Origin of the sequence: Polaromonas sp. AER18D-145 (assembly GCF_002379095.1) — a bacterium.
GTDB lineage: Bacteria > Pseudomonadota > Gammaproteobacteria > Burkholderiales > Burkholderiaceae_C > Polaromonas.
Window position 1 is genome coordinate 1 of record NZ_NBZV01000039.1, and the last position, 23,863, is coordinate 23,863.

26 protein-coding genes are annotated in these 23,863 nt (G+C 64.2%); 11 read left to right on the plus strand and 15 right to left on the minus strand.

What is annotated here, in order from left to right; translation table 11 throughout:
• Positions 1 to 43: 43 nt before the first annotated feature.
• From B7G52_RS17270 to B7G52_RS17310, 9 genes are all read right to left on the minus strand, one after another.
• The gene (locus B7G52_RS17270) at positions 44 to 469 is read right to left on the minus strand and encodes a F0F1 ATP synthase subunit epsilon (protein ID WP_096698783.1); all 426 of its coding nucleotides are present in this window, start codon (positions 467 to 469) and stop codon (positions 44 to 46) included.
• A 3-nt stretch (positions 470 to 472) separates the two neighbouring features.
• The gene (gene atpD / locus B7G52_RS17275; RefSeq protein WP_096698784.1) at positions 473 to 1,876 is read right to left on the minus strand and encodes a F0F1 ATP synthase subunit beta; all 1,404 of its coding nucleotides are present in this window, start codon (positions 1,874 to 1,876) and stop codon (positions 473 to 475) included.
• Positions 1,877 to 1,916: 40 nt separating this feature from the next.
• Positions 1,917 to 2,783: a F0F1 ATP synthase subunit gamma gene (gene atpG / locus B7G52_RS17280; protein ID WP_096698785.1), complete on the minus strand. Its 867-nt coding sequence runs from the start codon at positions 2,781 to 2,783 to the stop codon at positions 1,917 to 1,919.
• Positions 2,784 to 2,836: 53 nt separating this feature from the next.
• Positions 2,837 to 4,390 carry a F0F1 ATP synthase subunit alpha gene (gene atpA, locus B7G52_RS17285; RefSeq protein ID WP_096698786.1) on the minus strand — a complete coding sequence of 518 codons (1,554 nt, stop codon included), beginning with the start codon at positions 4,388 to 4,390 and terminating at the stop codon, positions 2,837 to 2,839.
• Between the two features lie 61 nt (positions 4,391 to 4,451).
• Positions 4,452 to 4,982 carry a F0F1 ATP synthase subunit delta gene (locus B7G52_RS17290; RefSeq protein WP_096698787.1) on the minus strand — a complete coding sequence of 177 codons (531 nt, stop codon included), beginning with the start codon at positions 4,980 to 4,982 and terminating at the stop codon, positions 4,452 to 4,454.
• 13 nt (positions 4,983 to 4,995) lie between these two features.
• Positions 4,996 to 5,466, minus strand: coding sequence for a F0F1 ATP synthase subunit B (locus B7G52_RS17295; protein ID WP_096698788.1), 471 nt, complete (start codon positions 5,464 to 5,466; stop codon positions 4,996 to 4,998).
• A gap of 30 nt (positions 5,467 to 5,496) precedes the next feature.
• Positions 5,497 to 5,745, minus strand: coding sequence for a F0F1 ATP synthase subunit C (gene atpE / locus B7G52_RS17300; protein WP_096668784.1), 249 nt, complete (start codon positions 5,743 to 5,745; stop codon positions 5,497 to 5,499).
• 63 nt (positions 5,746 to 5,808) lie between these two features.
• Positions 5,809 to 6,666, minus strand: coding sequence for a F0F1 ATP synthase subunit A (gene atpB, locus B7G52_RS17305; RefSeq protein ID WP_096698789.1), 858 nt, complete (start codon positions 6,664 to 6,666; stop codon positions 5,809 to 5,811).
• A 16-nt stretch (positions 6,667 to 6,682) separates the two neighbouring features.
• Positions 6,683 to 7,183 (minus strand): ATP synthase subunit I, encoded by a 501-nt coding sequence (locus B7G52_RS17310; RefSeq protein WP_096698822.1) that lies wholly within the window; start codon positions 7,181 to 7,183, stop codon positions 6,683 to 6,685.
• A gap of 247 nt (positions 7,184 to 7,430) precedes the next feature.
• On the opposite strand from B7G52_RS17310, the gene B7G52_RS17315 reads away from it, so the two are divergent.
• The 8 genes from B7G52_RS17315 to B7G52_RS17350 all read left to right on the plus strand — a co-directional run bounded on the left by B7G52_RS17315 (position 7,431) and on the right by B7G52_RS17350 (position 16,173).
• A complete protein-coding gene (locus B7G52_RS17315; protein ID WP_371329034.1) occupies positions 7,431 to 7,865 on the plus strand; it encodes a CopD family protein in 435 nt (144 codons plus the stop codon).
• Positions 7,866 to 7,929: 64 nt separating this feature from the next.
• Positions 7,930 to 8,502, plus strand: a complete 573-nt coding sequence (locus B7G52_RS17320; RefSeq protein ID WP_096698791.1) for a DUF2062 domain-containing protein — start codon at positions 7,930 to 7,932, stop codon at positions 8,500 to 8,502.
• A 219-nt stretch (positions 8,503 to 8,721) separates the two neighbouring features.
• Positions 8,722 to 9,639 carry a D-amino acid aminotransferase gene (locus B7G52_RS17325; protein ID WP_096698823.1) on the plus strand — a complete coding sequence of 306 codons (918 nt, stop codon included), beginning with the start codon at positions 8,722 to 8,724 and terminating at the stop codon, positions 9,637 to 9,639.
• Positions 9,636 to 9,923, plus strand: coding sequence for a YbeD family protein (locus B7G52_RS17330; RefSeq protein ID WP_096698792.1), 288 nt, complete (start codon positions 9,636 to 9,638; stop codon positions 9,921 to 9,923). Before B7G52_RS17325 ends, B7G52_RS17330 begins: the two co-directional genes overlap by 4 nt.
• Before the next feature lie 24 nt (positions 9,924 to 9,947).
• Entirely contained in the window at positions 9,948 to 10,724 is a 777-nt protein-coding gene (lipB, locus tag B7G52_RS17335; RefSeq protein WP_096698793.1) for a lipoyl(octanoyl) transferase LipB, read from the plus strand.
• Positions 10,725 to 10,749: 25 nt separating this feature from the next.
• The gene (gene lipA / locus B7G52_RS17340; RefSeq protein WP_096698794.1) at positions 10,750 to 11,757 is read left to right on the plus strand and encodes a lipoyl synthase; all 1,008 of its coding nucleotides are present in this window, start codon (positions 10,750 to 10,752) and stop codon (positions 11,755 to 11,757) included.
• Positions 11,758 to 11,835: 78 nt separating this feature from the next.
• Positions 11,836 to 15,285 carry a DEAD/DEAH box helicase gene (locus tag B7G52_RS17345; RefSeq protein ID WP_096698795.1) on the plus strand — a complete coding sequence of 1,150 codons (3,450 nt, stop codon included), beginning with the start codon at positions 11,836 to 11,838 and terminating at the stop codon, positions 15,283 to 15,285.
• Between the two features lie 48 nt (positions 15,286 to 15,333).
• Positions 15,334 to 16,173 (plus strand): DMT family transporter, encoded by an 840-nt coding sequence (locus B7G52_RS17350; protein WP_096698796.1) that lies wholly within the window; start codon positions 15,334 to 15,336, stop codon positions 16,171 to 16,173.
• Between the two features lie 185 nt (positions 16,174 to 16,358).
• On the opposite strand, the gene B7G52_RS24165 is transcribed toward B7G52_RS17350, so the two are convergent.
• The 6 genes from B7G52_RS24165 to B7G52_RS17380 all read right to left on the minus strand — a co-directional run bounded on the left by B7G52_RS24165 (position 16,359) and on the right by B7G52_RS17380 (position 21,118).
• The gene (locus tag B7G52_RS24165; protein ID WP_256387734.1) at positions 16,359 to 16,676 is read right to left on the minus strand and encodes an ATP-binding protein; all 318 of its coding nucleotides are present in this window, start codon (positions 16,674 to 16,676) and stop codon (positions 16,359 to 16,361) included.
• Positions 16,677 to 16,717: 41 nt separating this feature from the next.
• On the minus strand, positions 16,718 to 18,490 hold the full coding sequence (ptsP, locus tag B7G52_RS17360; RefSeq protein WP_096698798.1) for a phosphoenolpyruvate--protein phosphotransferase: 1,773 nt from the start codon (positions 18,488 to 18,490) through the stop codon (positions 16,718 to 16,720).
• Between the two features lie 130 nt (positions 18,491 to 18,620).
• Positions 18,621 to 18,890 (minus strand): HPr family phosphocarrier protein, encoded by a 270-nt coding sequence (locus B7G52_RS17365; RefSeq protein ID WP_096671165.1) that lies wholly within the window; start codon positions 18,888 to 18,890, stop codon positions 18,621 to 18,623.
• Positions 18,859 to 19,302 (minus strand): PTS sugar transporter subunit IIA, encoded by a 444-nt coding sequence (locus B7G52_RS17370; protein ID WP_096671163.1) that lies wholly within the window; start codon positions 19,300 to 19,302, stop codon positions 18,859 to 18,861. Before B7G52_RS17370 ends, B7G52_RS17365 begins: the two co-directional genes overlap by 32 nt.
• The gene (locus B7G52_RS17375) at positions 19,299 to 20,588 is read right to left on the minus strand and encodes an MFS transporter (RefSeq protein ID WP_096698799.1); all 1,290 of its coding nucleotides are present in this window, start codon (positions 20,586 to 20,588) and stop codon (positions 19,299 to 19,301) included. Before B7G52_RS17375 ends, B7G52_RS17370 begins: the two co-directional genes overlap by 4 nt.
• Positions 20,588 to 21,118: a hypothetical protein gene (locus B7G52_RS17380; RefSeq protein WP_096698800.1), complete on the minus strand. Its 531-nt coding sequence runs from the start codon at positions 21,116 to 21,118 to the stop codon at positions 20,588 to 20,590. Before B7G52_RS17380 ends, B7G52_RS17375 begins: the two co-directional genes overlap by 1 nt.
• 212 nt (positions 21,119 to 21,330) lie before the next feature.
• Between B7G52_RS17380 and B7G52_RS17385 the strand changes: the two genes are divergently transcribed.
• The 3 genes from B7G52_RS17385 to B7G52_RS17395 all read left to right on the plus strand — a co-directional run bounded on the left by B7G52_RS17385 (position 21,331) and on the right by B7G52_RS17395 (position 23,787).
• A complete protein-coding gene (locus B7G52_RS17385) occupies positions 21,331 to 22,563 on the plus strand; it encodes a PAS domain-containing sensor histidine kinase (RefSeq protein ID WP_096698801.1) in 1,233 nt (410 codons plus the stop codon).
• 5 nt (positions 22,564 to 22,568) lie between these two features.
• Positions 22,569 to 23,228: a response regulator transcription factor gene (locus B7G52_RS17390; RefSeq protein WP_096698802.1), complete on the plus strand. Its 660-nt coding sequence runs from the start codon at positions 22,569 to 22,571 to the stop codon at positions 23,226 to 23,228.
• Positions 23,229 to 23,367: 139 nt separating this feature from the next.
• Complete coding sequence (locus tag B7G52_RS17395; protein ID WP_096698824.1) at positions 23,368 to 23,787, plus strand: CBS domain-containing protein; 420 nt, start codon at positions 23,368 to 23,370, stop codon at positions 23,785 to 23,787.
• The last annotated feature ends 76 nt before the right edge of the window (positions 23,788 to 23,863 follow it).

The window sequence follows — 23,863 nt, forward strand, 5'->3', positions numbered from 1 at the left end:
CTGCGCAAGTTCCGCCAGAAAAAATAAGCGGGGGCAATTCCGCTTATTTTTTCTGGCGGAACTTGCGCAGGGCCGCAATCTGCGCGGCCATCACGGCCAGCTCGGACTGGGCCATCGCGATATCAATATCGGTCTTGGCGTTTTTCAGCGCTTCCTCTGCAGAGGCCTTGGCGGCGGAGGCCTTGGCTTCGTCGAGGTCCTTGCCGCGGATGGCGGTGTCGGACAGCACCGTGACACAGTGGGGCTGCACTTCGAGCAGGCCGCCGGCCACGAAAACAAACTCTTCCGAACCATCGGCCTTTTCAATACGCACAGCACCGGGCTTGATCCGGGTGATCAGCGGCGTGTGGCGTGGGTAGATACCCAGCTCGCCCGCCTCGCCCGGCAAAGCCACGAATTTGGCCTCGCCGGAAAAGATGGACTCTTCCGCGCTGACAACATCGACATGGATGGTGTGTGAGGTGTCCATCGCTTAGACCTTCTTGGCCTTCTCGAACGCCTCGTCAATCGTGCCGACCATGTAGAAAGCCTGTTCCGGCAGGTGATCACACTCGCCGGCCACGATCATCTTGAAGCCGCGAATGGTTTCAGCCAGGGACACGTACTTGCCGGGCGAACCGGTGAACACTTCAGCCACGTGGAAAGGCTGCGACAGGAAACGCTGGATCTTGCGAGCACGGGCCACGGCCAGCTTGTCTTCCGGGGCCAGTTCGTCCATGCCCAGAATCGCGATGATGTCGCGCAATTCCTTGTAGCGCTGCAGCGTGCCCTGCACGGCACGGGCCGTGGCGTAGTGGTCTTCACCAACGACGTTGGGGTCGAGCTGGCGGCTGGTCGAATCGAGTGGGTCCACCGCAGGGTAGATACCCAGCGAAGCGATGTCACGCGAAAGCACCACGGTGGAGTCCAGGTGGGCAAAGGTGGTCGCTGGCGACGGATCGGTCAAGTCATCGGCTGGCACGTAAACGGCCTGGATGGAAGTGATGGAGCCGACCTTGGTGGAGGTAATACGCTCCTGCAGGCGGCCCATTTCCTCAGCCAGCGTCGGCTGGTAACCCACGGCGGAAGGCATGCGGCCCAGCAGCGCGGACACTTCGGTACCGGCCAGCGTGTAGCGGTAGATGTTGTCCACGAAGAACAGCACGTCGCGGCCTTCGTCACGGAAGGACTCGGCAATCGTCAGGCCGGTCAGCGCCACGCGCAGACGGTTGCCTGGGGGCTCGTTCATCTGGCCGTACACCATCGCGACCTTGGACTCGCCGAGGTTCTCGAGATTCACGACGCCGGAGTCGGCCATCTCGTGGTAGAAGTCATTGCCTTCGCGGGTACGTTCACCCACACCGGCAAACACGGACAGACCCGAGTGCGCCTTGGCGATGTTGTTGATCAGTTCCATCATGTTCACGGTCTTGCCGACGCCGGCGCCGCCGAACAGGCCGACCTTGCCGCCCTTGGCAAACGGACACACCAGGTCGATCACCTTGATGCCGGTTTCCAGCAGTTCCTGCGAAGGGCTCAGCTCGTCGTAGGCCGGGGCCTTGCGGTGAATCGGGGCAGTGAGTTCCTGGCTGACGGGGCCACGCTCGTCAATTGGCGCACCGAGCACGTCCATGATGCGGCCCAGTGTGGCCTTGCCCACGGGAACGGTGATCTGGGCGCCGGTGTTGTACACCACGTTGCCGCGGCGCAGGCCGTCCGAGGTACCCAGCGCAATGGTGCGCACGATGCCATCACCGAGCTGCTGCTGGACTTCCAGCGTCAGCGCGGAGCCTTCCATCTTGAGCGCGTCATAGATCTTGGGCATCTGGTCGCGCGCAAATTCCACGTCCACCACAGCGCCAATACACTGAACAATCTTGCCTTGAGCCTGAGCCATGATTGAGTCCTTTTCCGTTCTTTAAATCTTGAATCGCGGTTTAAACCGCTGCGGCACCGGCGACGATTTCCGAAAGTTCTTTCGTGATCGCCGCTTGACGCGTTTTGTTGTAAACCAATTTGAGTTCGCCAATCACGCTGCCGGCGTTGTCCGTGGCGGCCTTCATGGCCACCATGCGGGCCGACTGCTCGGATGCCATGTTTTCGGCGACCGCCTGGTAAACCAGCGCCTCGACGTAACGGACCAGCAGGTCGTCAATGACCGTCTGTGCATCAGGCTCATAGATGTAGTCCCAGCCGTGCTGATCCTTGTCAGCCTGCAGCCGGTCTGCCGTCAGCGGCAGCAACTGCTCGACCACGGGCTCCTGGCGCATGGTGTTGATGAAGCGTGTGTAGCAAAGGTAAACCGCATTGATCTTGCCCTCGCTGTACGCGTCCAGCAGCACCTTGACCGGCCCGATCAGCTTGTCCAGATGGGGTTTGTCGCCCAGCTGCGTCGCATGCGACACCACCTGCGCGCCGATCCGGTTCAGAAAGCCCAGGCCCTTGTTGCCGATGGCCACCGACTGGATGCCCTGACCCGCGGCCTGCATTTCCTTGAGCTTGACCGTGACCTGCCGCAGCAGGTTGGTGTTCAAGCCGCCGCACAGGCCCTTGTCGGTCGTGACCACGATGAAGCCGCCGGCCTTGGCATCGTTGGCCTGCATGAAGGCGTGGGTGTACTCGGGATTGGCCTGGGCCAGATTGGCCGTGATGTTGCGAATCTTGTCACTGTAAGGTCGGGCAGAGCGCATCCGTTCCTGCGCCTTGCGCATTTTGGAGGCCGCCACCATTTCCATGGCTTTGGTGATCTTGCGGGTGTTTTCCACCGACTTGATCTTGCCGCGTATCTCTTTTCCTGCCGCCATATTGTTTCCTAAATGGTTTCTAAGCTCTGGGCTTGGATGTCTTCAGGTCCGAATCAGGCAAACGACTTCTTGAACGCAGCCACGGCCGTGGTCATCTCCGCCTCGGCGTCCTTGTCCATCGCCTTGGCCGCTTCGAGCTTGGCCATCAGTGCAGCGTGCTTGTCCTTGAGGTAGCTGTGCAGGCCGGCTTCAAACGCCAGAACCTTCTTGACCTCGACATCGTCCATGAAGCCCTTGTTCACTGCGAACAGTGTCGAGGCCATGTTGGAGATGGTCAAAGGCGAGTACTGCGCCTGCTTGAGCAGTTCCGTCACGCGGGCACCGCGGTCCAGCTGCTTGCGGGTGGCTTCGTCCAGGTCGGAAGCGAACTGCGCAAACGCAGCCAGCTCACGGTACTGGGCCAGATCGGTACGGATACCGCCGGACAGGTTCTTGATCAGCTTGGTCTGGGCAGCACCACCGACGCGCGACACCGAGATACCGGCGTTGATGGCGGGGCGGATACCGGCGTTGAACAGGCTGGTTTCCAGGAAGATCTGGCCGTCGGTGATCGAGATCACGTTGGTCGGCACGAAGGCAGACACGTCGCCGGCTTGCGTCTCGATGATCGGCAGGGCCGTCAGCGAACCGGTCTTGCCCTTGACTTCACCCTTGGTGAAGTCTTCGACGTATTTTTCGTTCACGCGGGCAGCGCGCTCGAGCAGACGGCTGTGGAGATAGAACACGTCGCCGGGATAGGCTTCGCGGCCTGGCGGACGGCGCAGCAGCAGCGAGACCTGGCGGTAAGCCACGGCCTGCTTGGACAGGTCGTCATACACAATCAGCGCGTCCTGGCCGCGGTCGCGGAAGTACTCGCCCATGGTGCAGCCGGAGTAGGCGCTGACGTACTGCATGGCCGCCGATTCGGAAGCGGAGGCCGCCACGACGATGGTGTAGTCCATCGCGCCGGCTTGCTCCAGCGAACGCACCACGTTCTTGATCGACGAGGCTTTCTGGCCAATCGCAACATAAACGCAGGAGACGCCCTGGCCCTTCTGGTTGATGATGGCGTCAATCGCCACAGCCGTTTTACCGGTCTGGCGGTCGCCGATGATCAGTTCGCGCTGGCCGCGGCCGACGGGCACCATGGAGTCAATGGACTTCAGGCCGGTCTGCAGGGGCTGGTCCACCGATTTGCGGGCAATCACGCCCGGTGCGACCTTTTCGATCACGTCGGTCATCTTGGCGTTGATCGGACCCTTGCCGTCGATGGGCTGGCCGAGGGCGTTGACCACGCGGCCAAGCAGCTCGGGACCGACCGGCACTTCCAGAATGCGACCCGTGCACTTGACGGTGTCGCCTTCGGCGATGTGTTCGTATTCACCCAGGATCACCGAGCCGACCGAGTCGCGCTCAAGGTTCAGCGCCAGGCCGTAGGTGGGCGTGCCGTCCGCCGTGGGAGGAAATTCCAGCATCTCGCCCTGCATCACATCGGACAGGCCATGGACGCGGACGATGCCGTCGGACACCGACACAACGGTACCCTGGTTACGGATGTCGGCACTGACAGTCAAGCCTTCGATACGGCTCTTGATCAGTTCAGAAATTTCTGCGGGATTGAGTTGCATGACTCTTTCCTTCTTTCTATGTTGTTGGCTAAAAACCTGGGTGCTGCGCCTTGGCGCCAGCTCAAGAAATCAGCGCCACTTTCATTTGCTCTAAACGGGCTTTCACCGAGGTGTCCAGCACCTCGTCACCCACCACGACACGCACGCCGCCGATCAGGGCCGGCTCCAGTTCAACCGTGAGGTTGAGCTTGCGGCCAAAGCGCTTCTCCAGCGTCGCAGCCAGATCGGCCAGTGCAGCACCCTCGAGCGCAAAGGCGCTGTACACGGTGGCATCGGACGAACCGCTCTTCGCATTTTTCAATGCACGGAACTGGCTGGCAATTTCCGGCAGAACGCTGATGCGGCCGTTGTCAATCACGGCACGCAGGAAGTTTTTCGCAGCTTCCGGCAGCGTCGCCTTGACAACACCGGCGATCACGTCGAACGTCTGCGATGCCGTCACGCTGGGGTTGCCGGCAAACTGCTGCAACTGGACATTGCTGGCTACGGCCGCCAGCTCATCGAGCCAGGTCGAGGTGCCGCCCAGGTCAGACCCGGAGGCCTTGAACAGGGCTTCAGCATAGGGACGGGCAATGGTGGCTAGTTCGGCCATGGTGACACCCCTCTCAAAGCTCGGTCTTCAAGCGGCCCAGCAAGTCAGCATGCACACCGGCATTGACTTCCTTGCGCAGAATCTGCTCGGCACCCTTGACAGCCAGTGCGGCGACCTGCTCACGCAGGGTCTCACGGGCCTTGACGGTTTGCTGCTCGGCCTCGACCTTGGCAGCGGCAATGATCTTGCTGCCTTCTTCCGCAGCCTTGGCCTTGGCCTCTTCGATCATGGACTGGGCGCGGCGCTCCGCTTCAGCCAGGCGCACGGCCGACTCATTGCGCGACTTGGCAAGCTCTTCTTCCACGCGCTTGTTGGCAACGGAGAGTTCGGACTTGGCCTTGTCGGCGGCAGCGAGGCCTTCAGCGATTTTTTGGGCACGCTCGTCCAGCGCTTTCGTAATGGGCGGCCACACAAACTTCATTGTGAACCACACCAGGATCGCGAAAACAATCGCCTGGACGAACAGGGTTGCATTAATACTCACGGCAACGCCTTTCTGTCGGGGTTGTGACGATTACTTCAGCACAAAGGGGTTGGCAAACGCGAACATCATCGCGATACCGACACCGATCAGGAAAGCGGCGTCGATCAGACCTGCGAGCAGGAACATCTTGGTTTGCAGTTCATTCATCAGCTCAGGCTGGCGAGCAGCAGCTTCGAGGTATTTGCTGCCCATGATGCCGATGCCGATACATGCGCCGACAGCGCCCAGGCCAATGATCAGGCCAGCGGCCAATGCGACGAGACCGAGAACGTTTTCCATTTAAAGCTCCTATGGATTTAAGTTAACTAACAAACAAAAGAAAGAAAAACCAGACTGACAAACTTAGTGATGATCGTGGGCCTGGCCCACATACACCAGGGTCAACATCATGAAGATGAAGGCCTGCAAGGTGATGATCAGGATGTGGAAGATGGCCCACACGGTGCCGGCCAGGACATGGCCGATCGGCAGCAGGATGCCCGGCAGCGACATGGCGGCAGCACCCCCCATCAGGGCGATCAGCATGAAGACCAGTTCGCCGGCATACATGTTGCCGAACAGTCGCATGCCGTGCGACACGGTCTTGGCAATGAACTCGATGATCTGGAACACGAAATTGAAAGGCCACAGGATGGGATGCCCGCCAAACGGCGCACTGACCATTTCATGGAGCCAGCCACCAAAACCCTTGATCTTGATGTTGTAGAAAATGCAGATCAGCAGCACGGAGACCGACAGGCCCAGGGTGACGGAGAGGTCGGCGGTCGGCACGACGCGCATGTAGGCATGGTGCGGATCATGGCCGGTCGCCGCAAACACCAGCTCCCAGATTTTGGGCAGCAGGTCAACGGGCAGCAAGTCCATGGCATTCATCAGGAAAATCCAGACAAACACGGTCAGCGCCATCGGCGCCACCAGCTTGCGGCTTTGCGCATTGTTGATGATGCCCTTGGCTTGGCTGTCGACCATCTCGACCAAGATCTCCACGGCAGCCTGGAAGCGGCCCGGCACGCCGGCGGTCGCGGCGCGCGCAGCCTTCCATAGGAAGAAGCTGCCAACCACGCCCAGCAGCAGCGCCCAAATGATGGAGTCGAGGTTGTACACCGAGAAGTCAATGACACCACTCATTGGCTTGTTTTGCCAATGGGTCAGGTGGTGACCAATGTATTCGCCGGCGGTAGGTCCGTTTGCAGAAGCCATCTAGCTACTCGTCTCGTTAAGTTGGGTGGATACCGGGGCGCTTGGGCTTGAACCAGAGCACACCCCAATACACTTTCATCGTCACTATCAGGCCCGCCAACATGGCAGGCCAGCTCAAATCTTCAATCAGCCGCGGCGCCGCGAACAACATCGCGATCGTCAGGCCTATCTTGACCATTTCCCATAAAAAGAACCCGAGCACCGCAGCGCCCGCATTCATGGAAGACACCTTGCTGGTCAGCCCGCGCACAAAAAGCGCCGCGGGGAGCACCACCGCCAGCGCGCCGTAGAACGCCGACCAGGCCACGTTTTGTCTTCCGGTCAAAGCCCAGGCAACACAGGCCACCAGGACTCCGGCCACCAGTTGCCCGGCCACCACCCACCAGGGCGACAGCGAAGGACTGGCTTCGCGCAGCTTCTGCGCTTCTTCGCGCGTCAGCGGCTTGAAATTTTCCTCACCCGCCTCAGTTACCTGAGTCGGAACCTTTGCCAACGGAAGAACCACCGAATCTGTCATTTTGACCATCACAAATTACGAGCAGGTTACAGGCCGGTTATTAGCAAAGCCCTTGATTATACGTAGAAACCCGCCCGCTCCGGAAAGTCCCTGCACCAAACTGTGGCGGGAGGCATGGCCGCGCGGTCCGCAGGGGGACGTTTTGCAGGCGACAATCCGTTTTCCGGCCGCTGCAGGTCCCTCCATAGACGGGACCTCTCCGCTCTTGCAGCACGCCTTTTTGAAAGCCCCTCGCATGCCTGCCTTGATGAAATTCCTCCATATCGCCGCCGCCATCGTGTGGCTCGGCGGCATCAGCTTCATGCTCTTTGCGCTGCGGCCTGCCGCCGCCGCGCAACTGGCGCCACCGCAGCGCCTGCCGTTGATCGCCCTGGTCTTGCAGAAGTTTTTTCTGCTGGTTTGGCCCGCCATTGCACTGCTGCTGCTCACCGGACTGGCCATGCTGCTGGCTGTCGGCATGAAAAACGCGCCGCTGGGTTGGCACCTGATGTTCGGCATCGGCCTGCTGATGTTCGCCCTGTTCGGCCATCTTTATTTTGGTCCCTACCGGCGTCTGAAACTGGCCGTGGCTGCCGCGGACTGGCCCGAAGGCGGGCGCCGTGTGGGCCAGATCGCCACCCTGGCCATGAGCAACCTGGTACTCGGCACCCTGGCCATTGCGGCCGTGATTTTCTGGGCCTGACGATGCGGGCAGCCAGCGTGATGCCGATGGACGAAACACACTGTCCTCGGGCCAGGGCGCGGCCATGAGCACACGAAAAAAAAGAAACCCGCCAACACCCTCGTGGACGGACCGCTTCACCAAAGGAATCAGCCGCGAGACGCTGGCGGCCCACTCTTGGCTCAAGCCGGTGGCGCATCACCTGAGCGAACCCGGGCTGTGGCATGTGCAGCACGAGGCCGTGGCCCGCGGCGTCGCCATCGGCATGTTCTGGGCATTTGCACTGCCTGTCGCCCAGATTCTGGTGGCCGCCGTCCACTGCATCTGGTGGCGCGGCAACATCCCGGTGGCCGCCGGCGTGACACTGATCACGAATCCATTCACCATCGGCTTCTGGCTCTGGCTGGCGTACAAGCTGGGCAGCCTGATCCTGGGGATCTCACCCGACGAGGTGGAAGCCGGCAGCGCGGCGCTGGAAGCAGCGTCAGCCAGTGCCGGCTTCAATGTCGTGGGCTGGCTGGAGCGCTTTGGCTGGCCGGCGGTGCTCGGCATGGCCATTTTTTCCGTCGCAGGCTCGGCCGGCGGTTATGTGCTGGTCAACCTCATCTGGCGCTTTCGCGTCTGGTTCAAGCGGCGTATCCAGCGCCATGGCCGTTAGTACTGCAACCCGAAAATATCGAAACATGAAAGCGCACCTTCGCACCCATGGCGGCGTTGCAATCCTTGCGAAGGCGCACAGCCTTCGCTGCGGCTTGCGCCTTGCCCTGGGCACGAAGTCATCACTTTCATTTTTGTTTCGCTACTTCCGTGCTGCAGTACCAGGGCGAAACACGGCCTGCGCGACAATCCTCTCCCCACCCCTTTTTTGAATGCCATGATGAGCACTTCCAGCCCCGCCTCGATCACGCCCCTGCCCGCCACGCCGTGCTACCTCAACGGCGAATTCACCGCCCTGCGGGACGCGAAGGTCAGCGTGATGGACCGCGGCTTCATCTTCGGTGACGGCGTCTACGAAGTGGTGCCGGTGTATGCCGGCCAGCCCTTCCGCTTTGCCCAGCACATGGCACGCCTTGACCGCAGCCTGGCGGAGGTGCGCATCACCAATCCGCTGTCCCACGCCCAATGGCGCGAGGTCACACGCAAGCTGGTCGCCGACTACGCGTTGCAGCTGCGCACCTCGCCGGAAAAAACCGACCAGCTGGTCTACATCCAGATCACCCGCGGCGTGGCGCTGCGCGACCATGTGATGCCGCCCGACCTGGCACCCACCGTGTTTGTCATGACCAACACCATGAAGCCGCCAACGCCCGAGCAGCGCGCGCACGGCGTGGCCTGCGTCACCGCCGACGACTTCCGCTGGAGCAAGGCCCACATCAAGAGCACCAGCTTGCTGGGCGCGGTGTTTGCCCGCCAAATCAGCGCCGACGAAGGGGCCGTGGAAACCGTGATGTTCCGGGACGGCTTCCTCAGCGAAGCGGCCGCCTGCAACGTCTGGGTCGTCCAGGGCGGCAAGGTACTGGGCCCGCCCAAGGACAACCTGGTGCTCGAAGGCATTCGTTACGGCCTGATCGAGGAGATCTGCCGCGATGCCGGCATCCCGTTTGAGCTGCGCCGGGTCAAGCGCGAGGAAGTTTTCGCCGCCGACGAGCTGCTGCTGTCGTCGGCGACCAAGGAGGTGCTGGCCGTCACTTCGCTCGACGGCAAAAGCATCGGCAGCGGCCAGCCCGGCCCGGTTTACGCGAAGCTGCACGCGGCCTACCAGCGCGCCAAACAGGCGCAGACGGAGCAACCATGAACACCCCGCCCCCCGAAACACCGCGCCAGGAATCACTGATCGAGTACCCCTCGCTGTTTCCCATCAAGGTCATGGGCGAAAAGGTCGACGGGCTGGTGCACGCCATCAGCGTGATTGCGCGCGAGTTCGACCCGGTGTTTGACGCGACCACCATCGAGCTGCGCGAAAGCAAGGGCGGCAAATACCTGGGCGTGACCATCACCATCATGGCCACCTCCAGGGAACAGCTCGACGAGCTGTACCGCACGCTGTCGACCCACCCCATGGTCAAGGTGGTGCTGTAAAGCACCACCTTGCAGAGGCCTGCCATGTCCTTTGATGTGCGCCCGCTCGGCCAGGTGGACTACCTGCCCACCTATGCGGCCATGCAGGCCTTCACCGCCAGCCGCCATGACACTTCAAGCCAAATCGGCCTCCAGCCCAATCAGGCCGTGCGCGACCAGCTATGGATTTGTGAGCATCCACCGGTGTACACGCAGGGGCTGGCCGGCAAGCCTGACCATGTGCTGGCCCCCGGCAACATTCCGGTGGTGCAAACCGACCGGGGTGGCCAGGTCACTTATCACGGCCCGGGCCAGGTGGTGGCCTACCCGCTGATTGACCTGAAACGCGCCGGCTATTTCGTCAAGGAGTATGTCTACCGCATCGAAGAGGCCGTCATCCGGACGCTGGGGCATTTCGGCGTGACCGGGCACCGCGTGACGGGCTCGCCCGGCATCTACGTCCGCCTGGACGACCCCTTCTCGCATGCGCGCCTGCAGCAGCCCTCACCCCGACCCTCTCCCGCTTGCGGGAGAGGGAGTGAACAGCCCCCTCTCCCGCAAGCGGGAGAGGGCGGGGGTGAGGGTGACCCTTTCCGCGGCCTGGGCAAGATCGCCGCGCTGGGCATCAAGGTTAGCCGGCACTGCACCTACCACGGCGTCGCGCTCAATGTGGCGATGGACCTCGAACCCTTCTCGCGCATCAACCCCTGTGGGTATGCGGGGTTGCAAACCACAGACCTTTCTACAATCGGGGTATCGGCCAGCTGGCAGGAGGCCGCGGACGTGCTGGGCCACAAGCTCGTCACCTACCTGACGCCCTGACCACATACCTCCAAAGAAGCACACCATGAGCACCCCAGAAGCTGTCAATCCTGTTGTTCGCGATATCCAGAGCCAGGAAGACTACAACCCGCTGGCCAAGCAGAAGGCGGCGGCCAAGCTGTCGCGCATTCCGGTCAAGGTGGTGCAGGGCGAGCTGCTCAAAAAACCCGAGTGGATTCGCGTCAAGGCGGGCAGCCCGAGCACGCGTTTTTACGAGATCAAGCAGATCCTGCGCGAGAACAAGCTCAACACGGTGTGCGAAGAGGCCAGCTGCCCCAACATCGGCGAATGTTTCGGCAAGGGCACGGCCACCTTCATGATCATGGGCGACAAGTGCACGCGCCGCTGCCCGTTCTGCGACGTCGGCCACGGCCGGCCCGACCCGCTGGACGTCAATGAGCCGGAGAACCTGGCCAAGACCATTGCCGCGCTCAAGCTCAAGTACGTGGTGATCACCAGCGTGGACCGCGACGACCTGCGCGACGGCGGCAGCCAGCATTTTGTGGACTGCATCACGCGCATCCGCGCGCTGTCGCCGCAGACCACCATCGAGATCCTGGTGCCCGATTTCCGCGGCCGCGACGACCGCGCACTGGAGATTTTGAAAGCCGCGCCGCCCGACGTGATGAACCACAACCTGGAAACCGCGCCGCGCCTGTACAAGGAAGCACGTCCCGGCTCGGACTACCAGTTCAGCCTGAACCTGCTGAAAAAGTTCAAGGCCCTGCACCCCGACGTGCCGACCAAAAGCGGCATCATGGTCGGCCTGGGCGAGACCGACGAAGAAATTTTGCAGGTCATGCGCGACATGCGCGCGCACAACATCGACATGCTGACCATCGGCCAGTACCTCGCGCCCTCGACCAGCCACCTGCCGGTGCGCCGTTATGTGCACCCCGACACCTTCAAGATGTTCGAGCAGGAAGCCTACAAGATGGGCTTCACCCACGCCGCCGTCGGCGCCATGGTGCGTTCGAGCTACCACGCCGACCAGCAGGCCGAACACGCACTGGCCATGGCATCCAAAAACTGAGGTCCGGCTTTTTCGGCTCTCTCGCTCTTTATTTGACAGCTATTGACGCCCAGTGAGCAGGGACCAGCGCCCTCTTTGATGCAGAACATCCCGATAAAAAAAGGCTTCTGGTTCGACCCGCACTCACTGGAGCGGCTGAGCGGCGCGGGCGCGTGGTCCCGCGGCCTGCTGCTCTACCGCAGCCAGCAAGTGCGGCAGCTGGCCATCGAGCCACGGAAGAATCACTGGCTGCTGCAGGGTGAAGTCCAGGGCAGCCAGCCCGCGCCCTATGAAGTCTCTGTCGACATGGCTCTGCGTCCTGATGGCCAGGTGGACGACTGGCGCAGCGACTGCAGCTGCCCGGTAGGCACCGACTGCAAACACGGCGTGGCTCTGACGATCAAGGCGGCCTACCAGGGCCTGCAACTGCTGGGTCCGGCGCTGGCCAGCGGCGCAGCGCCCGCTCCGTTCCGCCCCGAACAGGCAGAAGCCTTGCGCCAGGCGACCCTGGCCCGCGCCGAAGAAAAAGCCCGGCAGGAAGCCGAGGCCCAGCTGCTGCACTGGATGCAGGCGCTGGACCGCGCCAGCGGCCAGGCAACCAGGGCGGATGGACAGGCCCGACCCGAACAGTATCTGTACCTGCTGACGGTCGTCGGCGACGCCACGCCACGGTTGCAACTCGAAGCCGTGGTGTCCTATCCCAAAGTCAGCGGCGGCTGGGCCAAGCCCAAATCCATACGGACGCCGCCCCACCCGGGGCAGACTGTGTACGACTCGGCCAGCGAGGCGGACCGGCAGGTACTGCAGCTCATGCGCGCCATGCCGAACAGCGACAACTTTTACTCAGCCTACAGCGTCAGCCCGCGTGTAACCTTGGCCGGCCAGGCCGGCTTGATCGCGCTGCAGCAGGCGGCCAGCACCGGGCGGCTGTTCATGAACGACGGCCGCGGCGGCCCGGACGCCGCTATTCAATGGGGGCCAAGTCGCACGCTGGAATGGCACTGGCTGGAGCAACCCGGCCCGCAAGCCACCGGGTCCGGCTGGGCCTTGCGCGCCAGGCTGAGCCCTGTCGGTGCCACGCTGTGCCTGAACAGCCCGCCGCTTTACCTCGATGCCAGTCAAGGCCTGTGCGGCGCAGTCCATGCGCATGGCATTCCCGAGGCCCAGTTGGCGGTGCTGCTCAAAGCCCCGCCACTCAGGACCTCGGCCCTGCAGAAACACCAGGTCGATGTAGTGGGACACCTGGGCAGCTTGCCCACGTTGCCCCTGCCGCCCGTGCTGCAGGACTTCACGCCCCTTCGCGGCGTCACGCCCACAGCCCGCCTGCACCTGCGCCTCAACGCGGCGGAAGATGTCCGCTTCATGGGCCTGATCCAGGCCGAGCTGCGCTTTGACTACCAGGGCCATCGTGGCTGGTGGGCCGGCCAGGGCGCGGCCGTGCTGGTCGACGGACCCCAGGGGCGCGTGCTGCTGCAGCGCGACACCAAAGCCGAGCTGGACGCCATCACCCGCCTGTTTGACCTGGGGCTCCTTGCCACCGACGGCGGCATCTTCGGCATCCCCGGCGGCGGGCCCCAGCAGGACTGGCTGCACTGGGCAGACAACGGATTTGCGGTGCTGCGCGAGGCCGGCTTTGAAGTCACGCTGGACGACGCCCTGGCCCACTGGATCACCCATGCCGACAGCCTCAGCGTGCAGTTGCAGCCTCAGGGTGATGACGAACCCACATCGCCGTGGTTTGAACTATCGCTGGGCATGGAGATCGACGGCCATCGCCACAACATCCTGCCCTGGCTGCCCGATCTGATTGCCGCCGCAGCCGCCAGCCCGACCGACCCCGCCACCGGCCAGCCCGGCATGCCGCCCTTTGTGTACCTGCCGGCGCCCGGCGGCCAGGGCTTTGTCCGGCTGCCGACCGAAGCGCTCAAGCCCTGGATGGCCGCGCTGCTGGAGCTGGTGGGCGACCGCGAGCACAATTTTTCGGCCGACAGCCTCAAGCTCTCGCGCCTGGACGCGCTGCGCACCAGCGCTGCCTTGGGCGAAGGCGCGGTGTGGGAGGGTGCCGAAGCACTGCGCGCCACGGTGCGGCAGCTCAGCGGCCAAGTTCAGTTGCCCGAGGTGGCCGTGCCCGCCGGCCTGCAGGCCAGCCTGCGCCCGTACCAGCAGCAGGGCCTGAACTGGCTGCAGTTCCTGCGCCAGCATGGTCTGAGCGGCATCCTGGCCGACGACATGGGCCTGGGGAAAACACTGCAAACACTGGCCCATGTGCTGGTGGAAAAGGAAGCCGGCCGGCTCACCCGCCCCGCCCTGATCGTCGCGCCCGTGAGCCTGATGGGCAACTGGCGGCGCGAGGCCGGGCGCTTCACCCCCGGACTGCGCTGCTTGGTGCTGCACGGCAAGGAGCGCCACGACGCGGCCAGCGACATGGGCTCGCACGACCTGGTGATTGCGCCTTACTCCCTGCTGCAGCGCGACCGCGAACGCTGGCTGGAGCAGCCCTGGCATCTGGTGGTGCTGGATGAGGCGCAAAACATCAAGAATGCCAGCACCCATGCCGCGCAAGTGGTCAGCGCACTGCAGACCCGCCACCGCCTGTGCCTGTCGGGCACGCCCATGGAAAACCATCTGGGCGAGTTGTGGAGTCTGTTTCACTTCCTGATGCCCGGCTTTCTCGGTAGTCAGACGCGCTTCAAGGAACTGTTTCGCACACCCATCGAAAAGCAGGGTGACAGCGCGCGACTCGAGCAGTTGCGCCGCCGCATCACGCCCTTCATGCTGCGGCGCACGAAGCGCGAGGTGGCGACCGAGCTGCCCGACAAGATCGAGAGCGTCTCCAGCATCGAACTCTCGGGCAAGCAGGCCGACCTCTACGAAACCATACGCCTGAGCACCGAAAAAGCCGTGCGCGACGCGCTGGCCAGCAAGGGGCTGGCCAAGTCCCAGATCCAGATTCTGGACGCCCTGCTCAAGCTACGCCAGGTCTGCTGCGACCCGCGCCTGCTGTCGCTGGCTTCCGCCAAAAAGATCACTCAGTCGGCCAAGCTCGAACACCTGATGGAACTGCTGCCGGAGATGCTGGCCGAAGGCCGGCGCGTGCTGCTGTTTTCGAGCTTCACCAGCATGCTGACGCTGATCGAGGATGAGCTCAAGGCGCGCGGCATGGCGTGGGTGAAGCTCACCGGCCAGTCGCAAAAGCGCGAAGCGCTGATTGAACGCTTCACCTCCGGCGCAGTGCCGCTGTTTCTCATCAGCCTCAAGGCCGGTGGCGTCGGCCTGAACCTGCCGCAGGCCGACACCGTGATTCATTACGACCCGTGGTGGAACCCCGCGGTGGAAAACCAGGCCACCGACCGCGCCCACCGCATCGGGCAAAAGAGCCAGGTCTTTGTTTACAAGCTGGTGGCCCAGGGCACGATTGAAGAACGTATCCTGGCGCTGCAGGAGCGCAAGGCGACGCTGGCCGAAAGCATGTACAGCGGCTCGCAGGCGCGCAAGCAGCCGCTGTTTACCGAGAGCGATGTGGCGGAGCTGCTCAAGCCACTGGGCTGAACCCCATGCGCGCCCATCACCCACCATGAACCATCAACGCTGACGCCCATGCCCGCCAATCTGTATGCCCTGGGCGCCATCGCCCTGTGGGTCCTGCTCGCCTCGCTGGGCGTGTCGCTCCGGCACCTCCCGCCCTTCCTGCTGACCGGCCTTGCACTGCTGACGGGCAGCCTGCTGGCCCTGCCCTTTGTCTGGAAGGACAGGCGAGCCTGGGCCATTCCGCCGGCCACGCTGGCGCTGGGCGTGTACGGCCTGTTCGGCTACCACTTCCTGCTCTTCATCGCCCTGCGCCACGCGCCGCCGGTCGAAGCCAACCTGGTCAATTACCTGTGGCCGCTGTTCATGGTGGTGCTGGCGCCGCTGTTCCTGCGCGGCCTGAAGCTGCGCGCCGCACATGTGCTGGCCGCGCTGCTCGGTTTCGCCGGCGCCGCGGTCGCCATTCTGGGTGCCCGCACCGGCAGCGCTGGCGGCGGCTGGGCCTGGGGTTACCTGCCGGCGCTGGGCTCGGCCTTCATCTGGGCCAGTTATTCACTGCTGACCCAACGCGTGCCGGCGTTCCCGACTGCGGCCATCGGCCTGTTCGGCCTGGTCTCGGGACTTCTGTCGCTGCTGTGCCATTGGGCGCTGGAGCCGTCGGTGGCAGTGTCGGGCCGCGACGCAGCCTTGATCGCGGTGATGGGGCTGGGCCCGCTGGGCGCGGCGTTTTTTCTCTGGGACCGGGCACTCAAGCTCGGCGATGCGCGGCAAATCGGCATCCTGAGTTACCTCACGCCGCTGGGCTCCACCGCGCTGCTGATGCTGGTCAGCGGCCGCGCGCTGACCTGGAGCATTGGCCTGGCGGCGGCGATGATCATTGGCGCCGCCCTGCTCGGGACACGCACCAAATAGCAATACTGTTTGCTTAACCGTTCGGGCTGAGCCTGGCCTGTCCCGTCCTGAGCTGGTCGAAGGGTCGAAGCCTGTTTGCACCGTGACACCCCTTCGACAAGCTCAGGGCGAACGGGGTTGTAGCACTTCAATGAATCGAATTGAGAAAAATAGGGCTTGGACCCTTGTCCAACTTGCGTGAGCAGCTATTCTTTCAATAGCAACTGAACGCACAGACCAGGCGCGGCATTGTCCACCTGCAGCCGGCTGCCATGCGCCTGTGCCACCAGCTGGCACAAATACATGCCCAGCCCCACGCCGCCGGTGGCGCGCTGGCGCGCGCTGTCGGTGCGGTAGAAGGGTTCGGTCAAGCGCGCCAGCTGTTCGGCATCCACACCCGGGCCGAAGTCGCGCACCGCCAGCAGCAGGCCGGGGCGAGTTCCGGCCAGCAGGCGAACCTGACATGTTGAGGCAAAGGCGGCGTCCACGGGCGCAGCCTCTTTCTTCAAGAAAAAACAGGCCACAGCCCATACTCCACAAGCGCCAACAGCTATTATTTCAATAGCTAAATAGACTGCAACATGGACGCCGGGTCTTCACAGGCCAGCACCTGCGCAGCCCAGGGGGCGAGCTTGCTGGCGTCGGCACGCAGCACCTGCTGCTTGACCGCCAGGATCTGCGAGGGATGCATCGAAAAACTGCGCAGGCCCAGGCCCAGCAGCAGCCGTGTCATGCTGGTGTCGCCGGCCATCTCGCCGCAGACGCTGACGCCCTTGCCCTGCGCATTGCACTCGGCAATGGTGTCGGCAATCAGGCGCAGCACCGCCGGGTGGCAGGGGTCGTACAGGTGCGAGACGGCTTCGTCGGCGCGATCGATCGCCAGCGTGTACTGGATCAGGTCGTTGGTGCCTATCGAGAGGAAATCGAAGTACTTCAGGAACAGCTTGAGCGTCAGCGCGGCCGCCGGTATTTCAATCATGGCGCCCAGCTGCACCGGCCCATAGGCCACGCCCTTGTTGTCGAGTTCGGCGCGTGCATGGTCGATCAGCGACAGGGTCTGGCGGATTTCGCTGCCGTGGGCCAGCATCGGCACCAGCAGGTTGACCTGGCCGTGCACCGCCGCGCGCAGGATGGCGCGCAGCTGCGTCAAGAACATCGGCGGGTCGGCCAGGCTCCAGCGGATGGCGCGCAGGCCCAGCGCCGGGTTCAGCTGGCCGTCCTGCACCCGACCCGCGAGCTTGTCCAGCGGCTTGTCCGAGCCGATGTCCACCGTGCGAATCGTCACCGGCAGGCCCCGCATGCCTTCGATCGCCTTGCGGTAAGCCAGGTACTGCTCCTGCTCGCCGGGCAGGTTGCCGGGCCGGCCCATGAAGAGGAATTCGCTGCGGAACAGGCCCACGCCGACCGCGCCCACGGCCACCGCGCCGGCGGTGTCGTCGGGCATTTCGATGTTGGCGAGCAGCTCGACCTTCTGGCCGTCAATCGTCAGCGAGGGGGTGTGTTTGAGCCGGTTCAGGCGCTGGCGCTCGAGTTCGCCCTGGCGCTGCTTGAAGCCGTATTCGGCCAGGATGATGGGTGAGGGATCGACGATGAGCACGCCGGCGTCGCCGTCGATGATGACCCAGTCGTCCTGCTCGATCAGCTGGCTGGCACTGCGCGCGCCGACCACCGCCGGAATGTCCAGGCTGCGCGCCACAATCGCGGTGTGCGAGGTCTTGCCGCCCACGTCGGTCGCAAAACCGACAAACAGGCTTTGCTTGAACTGCAGCATGTCGGCCGGCGAGATGTCGTGCGCGATCAGCACCAGCGGCACGTCCATGGTGTCGTCCAGCAGCAGGTCCTGCTGGCGCGGCAGCCGCTTCGCAGCGGACTGCGCGGCCGGCAGCACCGGCGAGGCCACGCCCTTCATGAACCCGAGGATGCGTTCGACCACCTGCTCCAGGTCGGCCTTGCGCTCGCGCAGGTACTCGTCTTCCATCTCGTCGAACTGCCGCGCGATGATTTCGTACTGCGTGGTCAATGCCCATTCGGCGTTGTAGAGCCGGTCGACGATCCAGTGCTTGACGCCGCTGATCAGCTGTTCGTCCTGCAGCAGCATCAGGTGGACGTCGAGCAACGCGGAGAGTTCATGCGGCGCGTCCTTGGGCAGGTCGCGCTGCACCCGGGTGATTTCCTCGGACACCGCATCGCGCGCCACGCGCAGGCGCTGGATTTCTTCAACCGTCTTGGAAGCCTCGATGAAGTAGTGCGCCACGTCGGCCCGGCTCGACGCCACCAGCACGGCGCGGCCTATCGCCACCCCGCGCGAGACAGCCAGACCGTGAACGCTAAAGGTCATGGAACGCCCACTCCCCGCATGAAGGAATTTTCAAGCCAGTCCAAGCCGCGGAACCGGCTTTGCCGGACCGCAGGCGGGCGGCCCCCTCGGGGGGCAGGGAGCTACACGCAGTGAGCGACCGTGGGGGCATTTACTCCCCTTCGCCAAACTTGTCCGCGATGAGCGCCAGCAGCGCTGCCATGGCTTGCTGCTCCTCGGGTCCGTCGATTTCGATGTCGACGGTGCTGCCGATGCCGGCGGCCAGCATCATCACGCCCATGATGCTCTTGGCGTTGACGCGGCGCTCGCCCTTGGCGATCCAGATATCGCAGGGAAAGCTGCCGGCGAGCTTGGTCAGCTTGGCCGAAGCGCGGGCGTGCAGGCCCAGTTTATTGTTGATGGTCGTGCTGGTCTTGATCATGGTTTCTGCGTACCTGGTTCTGCGGTGCGGTGATGGCCACCTGCATCACGCCCTGCGTTCCGCCCATCACCGCCCGGGCCACCAGCGCGTCCAGCGGCTCGTGCCGGTAGGACACGGTGCGCAGCAGCATGGGCAGGTTGACGCCGGTGATCAGCTTGGAGTGCACCCCATCAACCAGCTTCTGCGCCACGTTGCAGGGCGTGGCGCCAAACACGTCGGCCAGCACCAGCGCGTGCGAGGTGCCCATCTGCTTGAACACAATGCGCGCCTGCGCCAGGGTCTCTTCGGGTGGCATGTTGGGTTGCACGTCCAGCGCGGCCACACTGGCCGGGTTGTCGGGAAAAACATGCAGAACACATTGCCGCAGGGCCGAAGCCAGCGGAGCGTGGGCGATGATGAGAATGCCGTTCATTGCGGTGAATTATCGGGGGTGGGGTCTGCTTTGGCGCCGTGGAAGAAGGCATACGATGCGAGACAACAACACAAAAACACGGCCAGCGCCGCCTGGAAGCTGGCCACGTCGGCCAGCCCCATGGCCTGGAAAACGTCAATCAGCAGGCCGATGCCCCACTGCATGACAAACACGCCGGCAAAAATCACCAGGTTGTAGGCGGTCAGCGCGCGCCCGGCCAGCACCTGCGGAAACGCCATGCCCACAGCCGGCTGGGCCAGCCCCAGCACGCTGGAGCTCATGCAAAACAGCGCCCAGCCGGCCCAGCCGGTGGCCGGGCCGGCCGCGATATTGACGACGAGCACCGTCAGGCTGACCGGCACGCCCCAGGTGATCAGGCGGTTAGCGCTCCAGCCATGCTGCGCGAGCCACGGGTTGACCAGCCCCCAGGCCCAGAAGGTGACCAGCATGCAGGCATTGATCCAGAACAGGCCGGTGGCCGCCTGCAGCGGCGTGTAGCCCGCCACCCGGACCATCCACGGCCCGGCCCACAGGGTCTGCATCGCGATCACGCCGCCATAGTGGAAAAAGGCCACCGGCGACATTTTCTGGAAATAACGGCTGCGCCAGACCTGGGCGTAACTGGCCTGCTGATGCGACACATGGGGAGACACCACCGCGGAAGCGACCTTCCATGACGGGACCACCCAGGCAATCGCCGCCATGGACAACACAATCAGCGCCGCCAGAATCCAGAACAGCGGGCGCCAGCCGGTCAGCGGCATCAGCCACTGCACCGGCAGGGTGGACGCCAGCATGCCGAGCGAGCCGGTCATCAACATCCAGGAGTTGGCGCGCAGCAGGGTGCCGGCGTCAAACCAGCGGCGGTAACCGGTCAGCGGCGCCATCAGGCAGGCGCTGACGCCCATCCCCAGCAGCACGCGGGCAATGAGCAAGGCAGTGAAACTGGTGGCCGCGGAAAACGCCAGGCAGGCCAGCACCGCCAGGCTCAGAAAGCCCAGGATCACGCGTTTGGGCCCATGCCGGTCCAGCCAGGTGCCCAGCGGCAGCTGGGTCACCGCAAAACCCAGAAAATAACCGCCGGCCAGCAGCCCCAGATCGCGCGCATGCAATGAAAACTCCTGCGTCAGCACCGGCGACAGCGTGGCCGTGATGGCCCGCACCAGCGTCGAACAGAAGTAGGCCGCGGCAAACGCCAGAAACACCACGATGGCGGCGCGCCGGCTCAGAAGGCCGGACGCGGCAGCGGCGGCCGGCAGGCGCCCGGCGTCCCGAACGGCGCCCATCAGCGGGGGGTTCCGGCGTCCAGCTTGAGGCTGGAAAAAAAGGTTTCGGCCGCCTCGGGGTCCATCTGGTCGGCGTAGATCACCGCCTGAAAAACCTGCCGCCCCTGTGAAAAATACGCCGCCTGGCTTTGCACCGCCCGGCCGTTGGCACGCTGGCCGCTGGCTCGCACCAGCACCGCCGGCGGCAGCGCGTCTGCGCCCGCCAGCGTCAGCGGGCTGGTTTGCCCGCCGCCGGCCGCCTTGAGGTTGACGAGCGTGGCGGTTTGCCAGCCGGCCAGCACGGCCGCCGCTTGCGCCGCGTCGTCCAGCGTGGCCACCGCGACGGCAAACGTGGCGTCGCCGGCATCGCAGCCCAGCATGGCCAGCTCGGTCGGCCGCCCGCCCAGCGGCACGCTGCGCTGGGCCTTGTCGGGTTTGCAGGGCAGCAGCAGGCTCAGCGCGGTGTTGTCCGGCCGCACTTCGCGCCAGTTGAACACCGGGTTGCACGCCGCGAGCAACAGCAGCAGACCGGCCGCCATCACACGGGTCATCAAAGGGGTCAACAAAGGAGTCAGGGAAGGGGAAACCGGCGCCATGGTCTTTTCTGGAAGGGAGCACTGACTTTACAGGGATTCGCAAAAACAACCTGTTTTGGGGCAATCCGGCGCCCCAGGCCGGCGACGCACCGATTTGGCGCCTCGGTGGCCCAGGCCCGCGATGCACCGCGCACCAAGCTGGGCACGATGTTTGCTCATCAACTGCCATGTTTGCAGAAACCGCCCCGCTGCCCGCACCCGTGCACCTGCCTGGCGCCGACCAACCGGTCTGGCGCGACAAGCTCTCGCAATTGCTGGAATCCACCGGCGAAGGCATTTTCGGCATCGACATGGACGGCTGTTGCACCTTCATCAACCGTGCCGGCGCCGAGCAGCTCGGTTTTGCCCCGGCCGAGGTGTTGGGCAAAAACATGCACGAGCTGGCGCACCACAGCCATGCCGACGGTGCGCACTACCCCGAGCACCTGTGCCCCATCTTCAACGCCTTTCGCATGGCGCTGCCCTGCCGCATCGACACCGAGCTGTTCTGGCGGCGCGACGGCAGCGCGTTTGCGGTTGAATACTCGTCCTACCCCATCGTCGATGGCGGCGTGGTGCAGGGCGCGGTGGTGACCTTTGTCGATATCTCGGCGCGCAAGCGGGCCGAGGAAGCCTTGCGCCACGCCAACGACGTGCTGGAGCAGCGCGTCAGTGAGCGCACACAGGCGCTGTCCGAGGCGCTGCAGCAATTGCGCGAACTCTCGGCCTACACCCACACCGTGCGCGAGGAGGAGCGCACCCGCATCGCGCGCGAGGTGCACGACGAGCTCGGCAGCCTGCTGGTGGCGCTGAAGATGGACGTGGGCTGGCTGGACAAGCGCCTCGATGACCTTGGATCGTCGACTTACGTCGCCGAGCAGCAGCAGCGCGAGCCGGTGGCGGCGCAGGCCATGCGCGACACCATGCGCCACAAGTGCCAGAACATGGGCCGGCTGATCGAGGCCGCGGTGGACAACGTGGGCCGCATCATCACCGACCTGCGCCCCAGCATCCTGGACCACCAGGGCCTGTGGGCCGCGCTGGACTGGCAGGCGCATGAGTTTGTGCAGTCGGCCGAGCTTTCGCTCGACTGGCAGATGGACGTGGAGCAAGCCGCGCCGCTGCCCGAACCCTCGGCCATGGCGATTTTTCGCATCTTCCAGGAGATGCTCAGCAACGTCGGCCGCCATGCGCAGGCCAGCCACCTCGCCATCACCATCCTGGCCACGGCCGGCGAGATCAGCATCCGCGTGCAGGACAACGGCAAGGGCGCAGCCGCAGCCGCCTTCGAGGCGGCCAATGCCTATGGCGTGATGGGCATGCGCGAACGCGCCAGGCACCTCGGCGGCAGCCTGGAAATTTCGAGCAAAATCGGGCTCGGGTCCTTGTTCCACCTGCGCATCAAGCTACTGAAACCATAGCAAATATGACCACCCTGAACATCCTGATCGGTGACGACCACCGCATCGTGCGCGAGGGCCTGAAACAGGTGCTGGCCGACGCACCCGAGATTGTCGTCGTCGCCGAAGCCGAGACCGGCCCCGACATCCTGTCCAAGGTCGAGGCGCTGGGCGGCCACGCCGGGCTGGCTGCGGTGCTGCTCGACATTGCGCTGCCGGGCCGCGACGGCATGGATGTGCTGCAGGCGCTCAAAAAAGCCTGGCCGCAGCTGCCGGTGCTGATGCTCAGCACCTACCCGGAAAAGCAGTACGCCGTACGCTGCATCAAGCTGGGCGCGGCCGGCTACCTGAACAAAAGCGCCAACCCCGACGACATGATTGCCGCGGTACGCAAGGTGGCGGCCGGCGGCCTGTATGTCTCGGCCGTCACCGCCGAGGCGCTGGCCAGCGCGGTCGGCGGCAGCGGCGGGCGCAGCGGCGCCGAAGCCCTGTCGCACCGCGAGCACCAGGTGTTCCGCCTGCTCACGGCCGGCAAGTCGGTCGGCGAGATCGGCACGCAGCTGGGCCTGGCCTCCAACACCGTCAGCACCTACCGCCTGCGCATCCTCGAAAAAACCGGCACCAAAAACGACGTGGAACTCGCGCTTTACGCCGAACGCCACGCCAAGGCACCGGCCAACTCCTGACAGCGCCTGACAGCTGAATTTCGCGCGGCCTTGTCCTACGGCCGCTTGGGTGGCCGCTGACGAACAAGCCGCCCCCAGCACTCCATGCTGGTTGCAGCCGGCGCCGCCGCCTGAATACCAGCACCCCAAGGAGAATTTCATGACCACAGTCACCGACGTGATGACCCGCAATGTGCGGACCCTCGCCCCCACCAGCACCGTCGCCGAGGCCGCCAAGGCCATGGACGAACTCGACGTGGGCGTGATTCCCGTGTGCGAGGGCGACAAGCTGCTCGGCATGGTGACCGACCGCGACATCGTGGTGCGCGCCGTGGCGCAAGGCCTGGACGGCAACACGCCGCTGGCCAAGGTGATGAGCACCGACGTACGCACCGCCCGCGAAACCGACGACCTGGACACGGTCCTCGCGGACATGGCCTCCAGCCAGATCCGCCGCCTGCCGGTGCTGGACGGGTCGGAGCGCCTGGTTGGCATCATTTCCATCGGCGATATCGCGGTCAAGGGCCAGGACGAGGAAGACGTCGGCCAGTCGCTGGCCGAGATCTCCTCACCGGCGTAAGCAACGGCAGCAGGGCGCCGGCCGGCGCCCTGCGCGAATTTGGTGCAGCGACGCAAACAGCGGTGCCAGCTCGACA

Coding starts and splice junctions, on each gene's coding strand:
- B7G52_RS17350 (WP_096698796.1), top strand. CDS start 15,334: ATGCCCGCCAATCTGTATGCCCTGGGCGCCATCGCCCTGTGGGTCCTG.
- B7G52_RS17330 (WP_096698792.1), top strand. CDS start 9,636: ATGAACACCCCGCCCCCCGAAACACCGCGCCAGGAATCACTGATCGAG.
- atpG (WP_096698785.1), bottom strand. CDS start 2,783: ATGGCGGCAGGAAAAGAGATACGCGGCAAGATCAAGTCGGTGGAAAAC.
- atpD (WP_096698784.1), bottom strand. CDS start 1,876: ATGGCTCAGGCTCAAGGCAAGATTGTTCAGTGTATTGGCGCTGTGGTG.
- atpE (WP_096668784.1), bottom strand. CDS start 5,745: ATGGAAAACGTTCTCGGTCTCGTCGCATTGGCCGCTGGCCTGATCATT.
- B7G52_RS17390 (WP_096698802.1), top strand. CDS start 22,569: ATGACCACCCTGAACATCCTGATCGGTGACGACCACCGCATCGTGCGC.
- B7G52_RS17395 (WP_096698824.1), top strand. CDS start 23,368: ATGACCACAGTCACCGACGTGATGACCCGCAATGTGCGGACCCTCGCC.
- B7G52_RS17315 (WP_371329034.1), top strand. CDS start 7,431: ATGAAATTCCTCCATATCGCCGCCGCCATCGTGTGGCTCGGCGGCATC.
- B7G52_RS17375 (WP_096698799.1), bottom strand. CDS start 20,588: ATGGGCGCCGTTCGGGACGCCGGGCGCCTGCCGGCCGCCGCTGCCGCG.
- lipA (WP_096698794.1), top strand. CDS start 10,750: ATGAGCACCCCAGAAGCTGTCAATCCTGTTGTTCGCGATATCCAGAGC.
- B7G52_RS17290 (WP_096698787.1), bottom strand. CDS start 4,982: ATGGCCGAACTAGCCACCATTGCCCGTCCCTATGCTGAAGCCCTGTTC.
- B7G52_RS17385 (WP_096698801.1), top strand. CDS start 21,331: ATGTTTGCAGAAACCGCCCCGCTGCCCGCACCCGTGCACCTGCCTGGC.
- lipB (WP_096698793.1), top strand. CDS start 9,948: ATGTCCTTTGATGTGCGCCCGCTCGGCCAGGTGGACTACCTGCCCACC.
- B7G52_RS17370 (WP_096671163.1), bottom strand. CDS start 19,302: ATGAACGGCATTCTCATCATCGCCCACGCTCCGCTGGCTTCGGCCCTG.
- B7G52_RS17310 (WP_096698822.1), bottom strand. CDS start 7,183: ATGACAGATTCGGTGGTTCTTCCGTTGGCAAAGGTTCCGACTCAGGTA.
- atpA (WP_096698786.1), bottom strand. CDS start 4,390: ATGCAACTCAATCCCGCAGAAATTTCTGAACTGATCAAGAGCCGTATC.
- atpB (WP_096698789.1), bottom strand. CDS start 6,666: ATGGCTTCTGCAAACGGACCTACCGCCGGCGAATACATTGGTCACCAC.
- B7G52_RS17270 (WP_096698783.1), bottom strand. CDS start 469: ATGGACACCTCACACACCATCCATGTCGATGTTGTCAGCGCGGAAGAG.
- B7G52_RS17345 (WP_096698795.1), top strand. CDS start 11,836: ATGCAGAACATCCCGATAAAAAAAGGCTTCTGGTTCGACCCGCACTCA.
- B7G52_RS17325 (WP_096698823.1), top strand. CDS start 8,722: ATGAGCACTTCCAGCCCCGCCTCGATCACGCCCCTGCCCGCCACGCCG.
- B7G52_RS17380 (WP_096698800.1), bottom strand. CDS start 21,118: ATGACCCGTGTGATGGCGGCCGGTCTGCTGCTGTTGCTCGCGGCGTGC.
- B7G52_RS17320 (WP_096698791.1), top strand. CDS start 7,930: ATGAGCACACGAAAAAAAAGAAACCCGCCAACACCCTCGTGGACGGAC.
- ptsP (WP_096698798.1), bottom strand. CDS start 18,490: ATGACCTTTAGCGTTCACGGTCTGGCTGTCTCGCGCGGGGTGGCGATA.
- B7G52_RS17365 (WP_096671165.1), bottom strand. CDS start 18,890: ATGATCAAGACCAGCACGACCATCAACAATAAACTGGGCCTGCACGCC.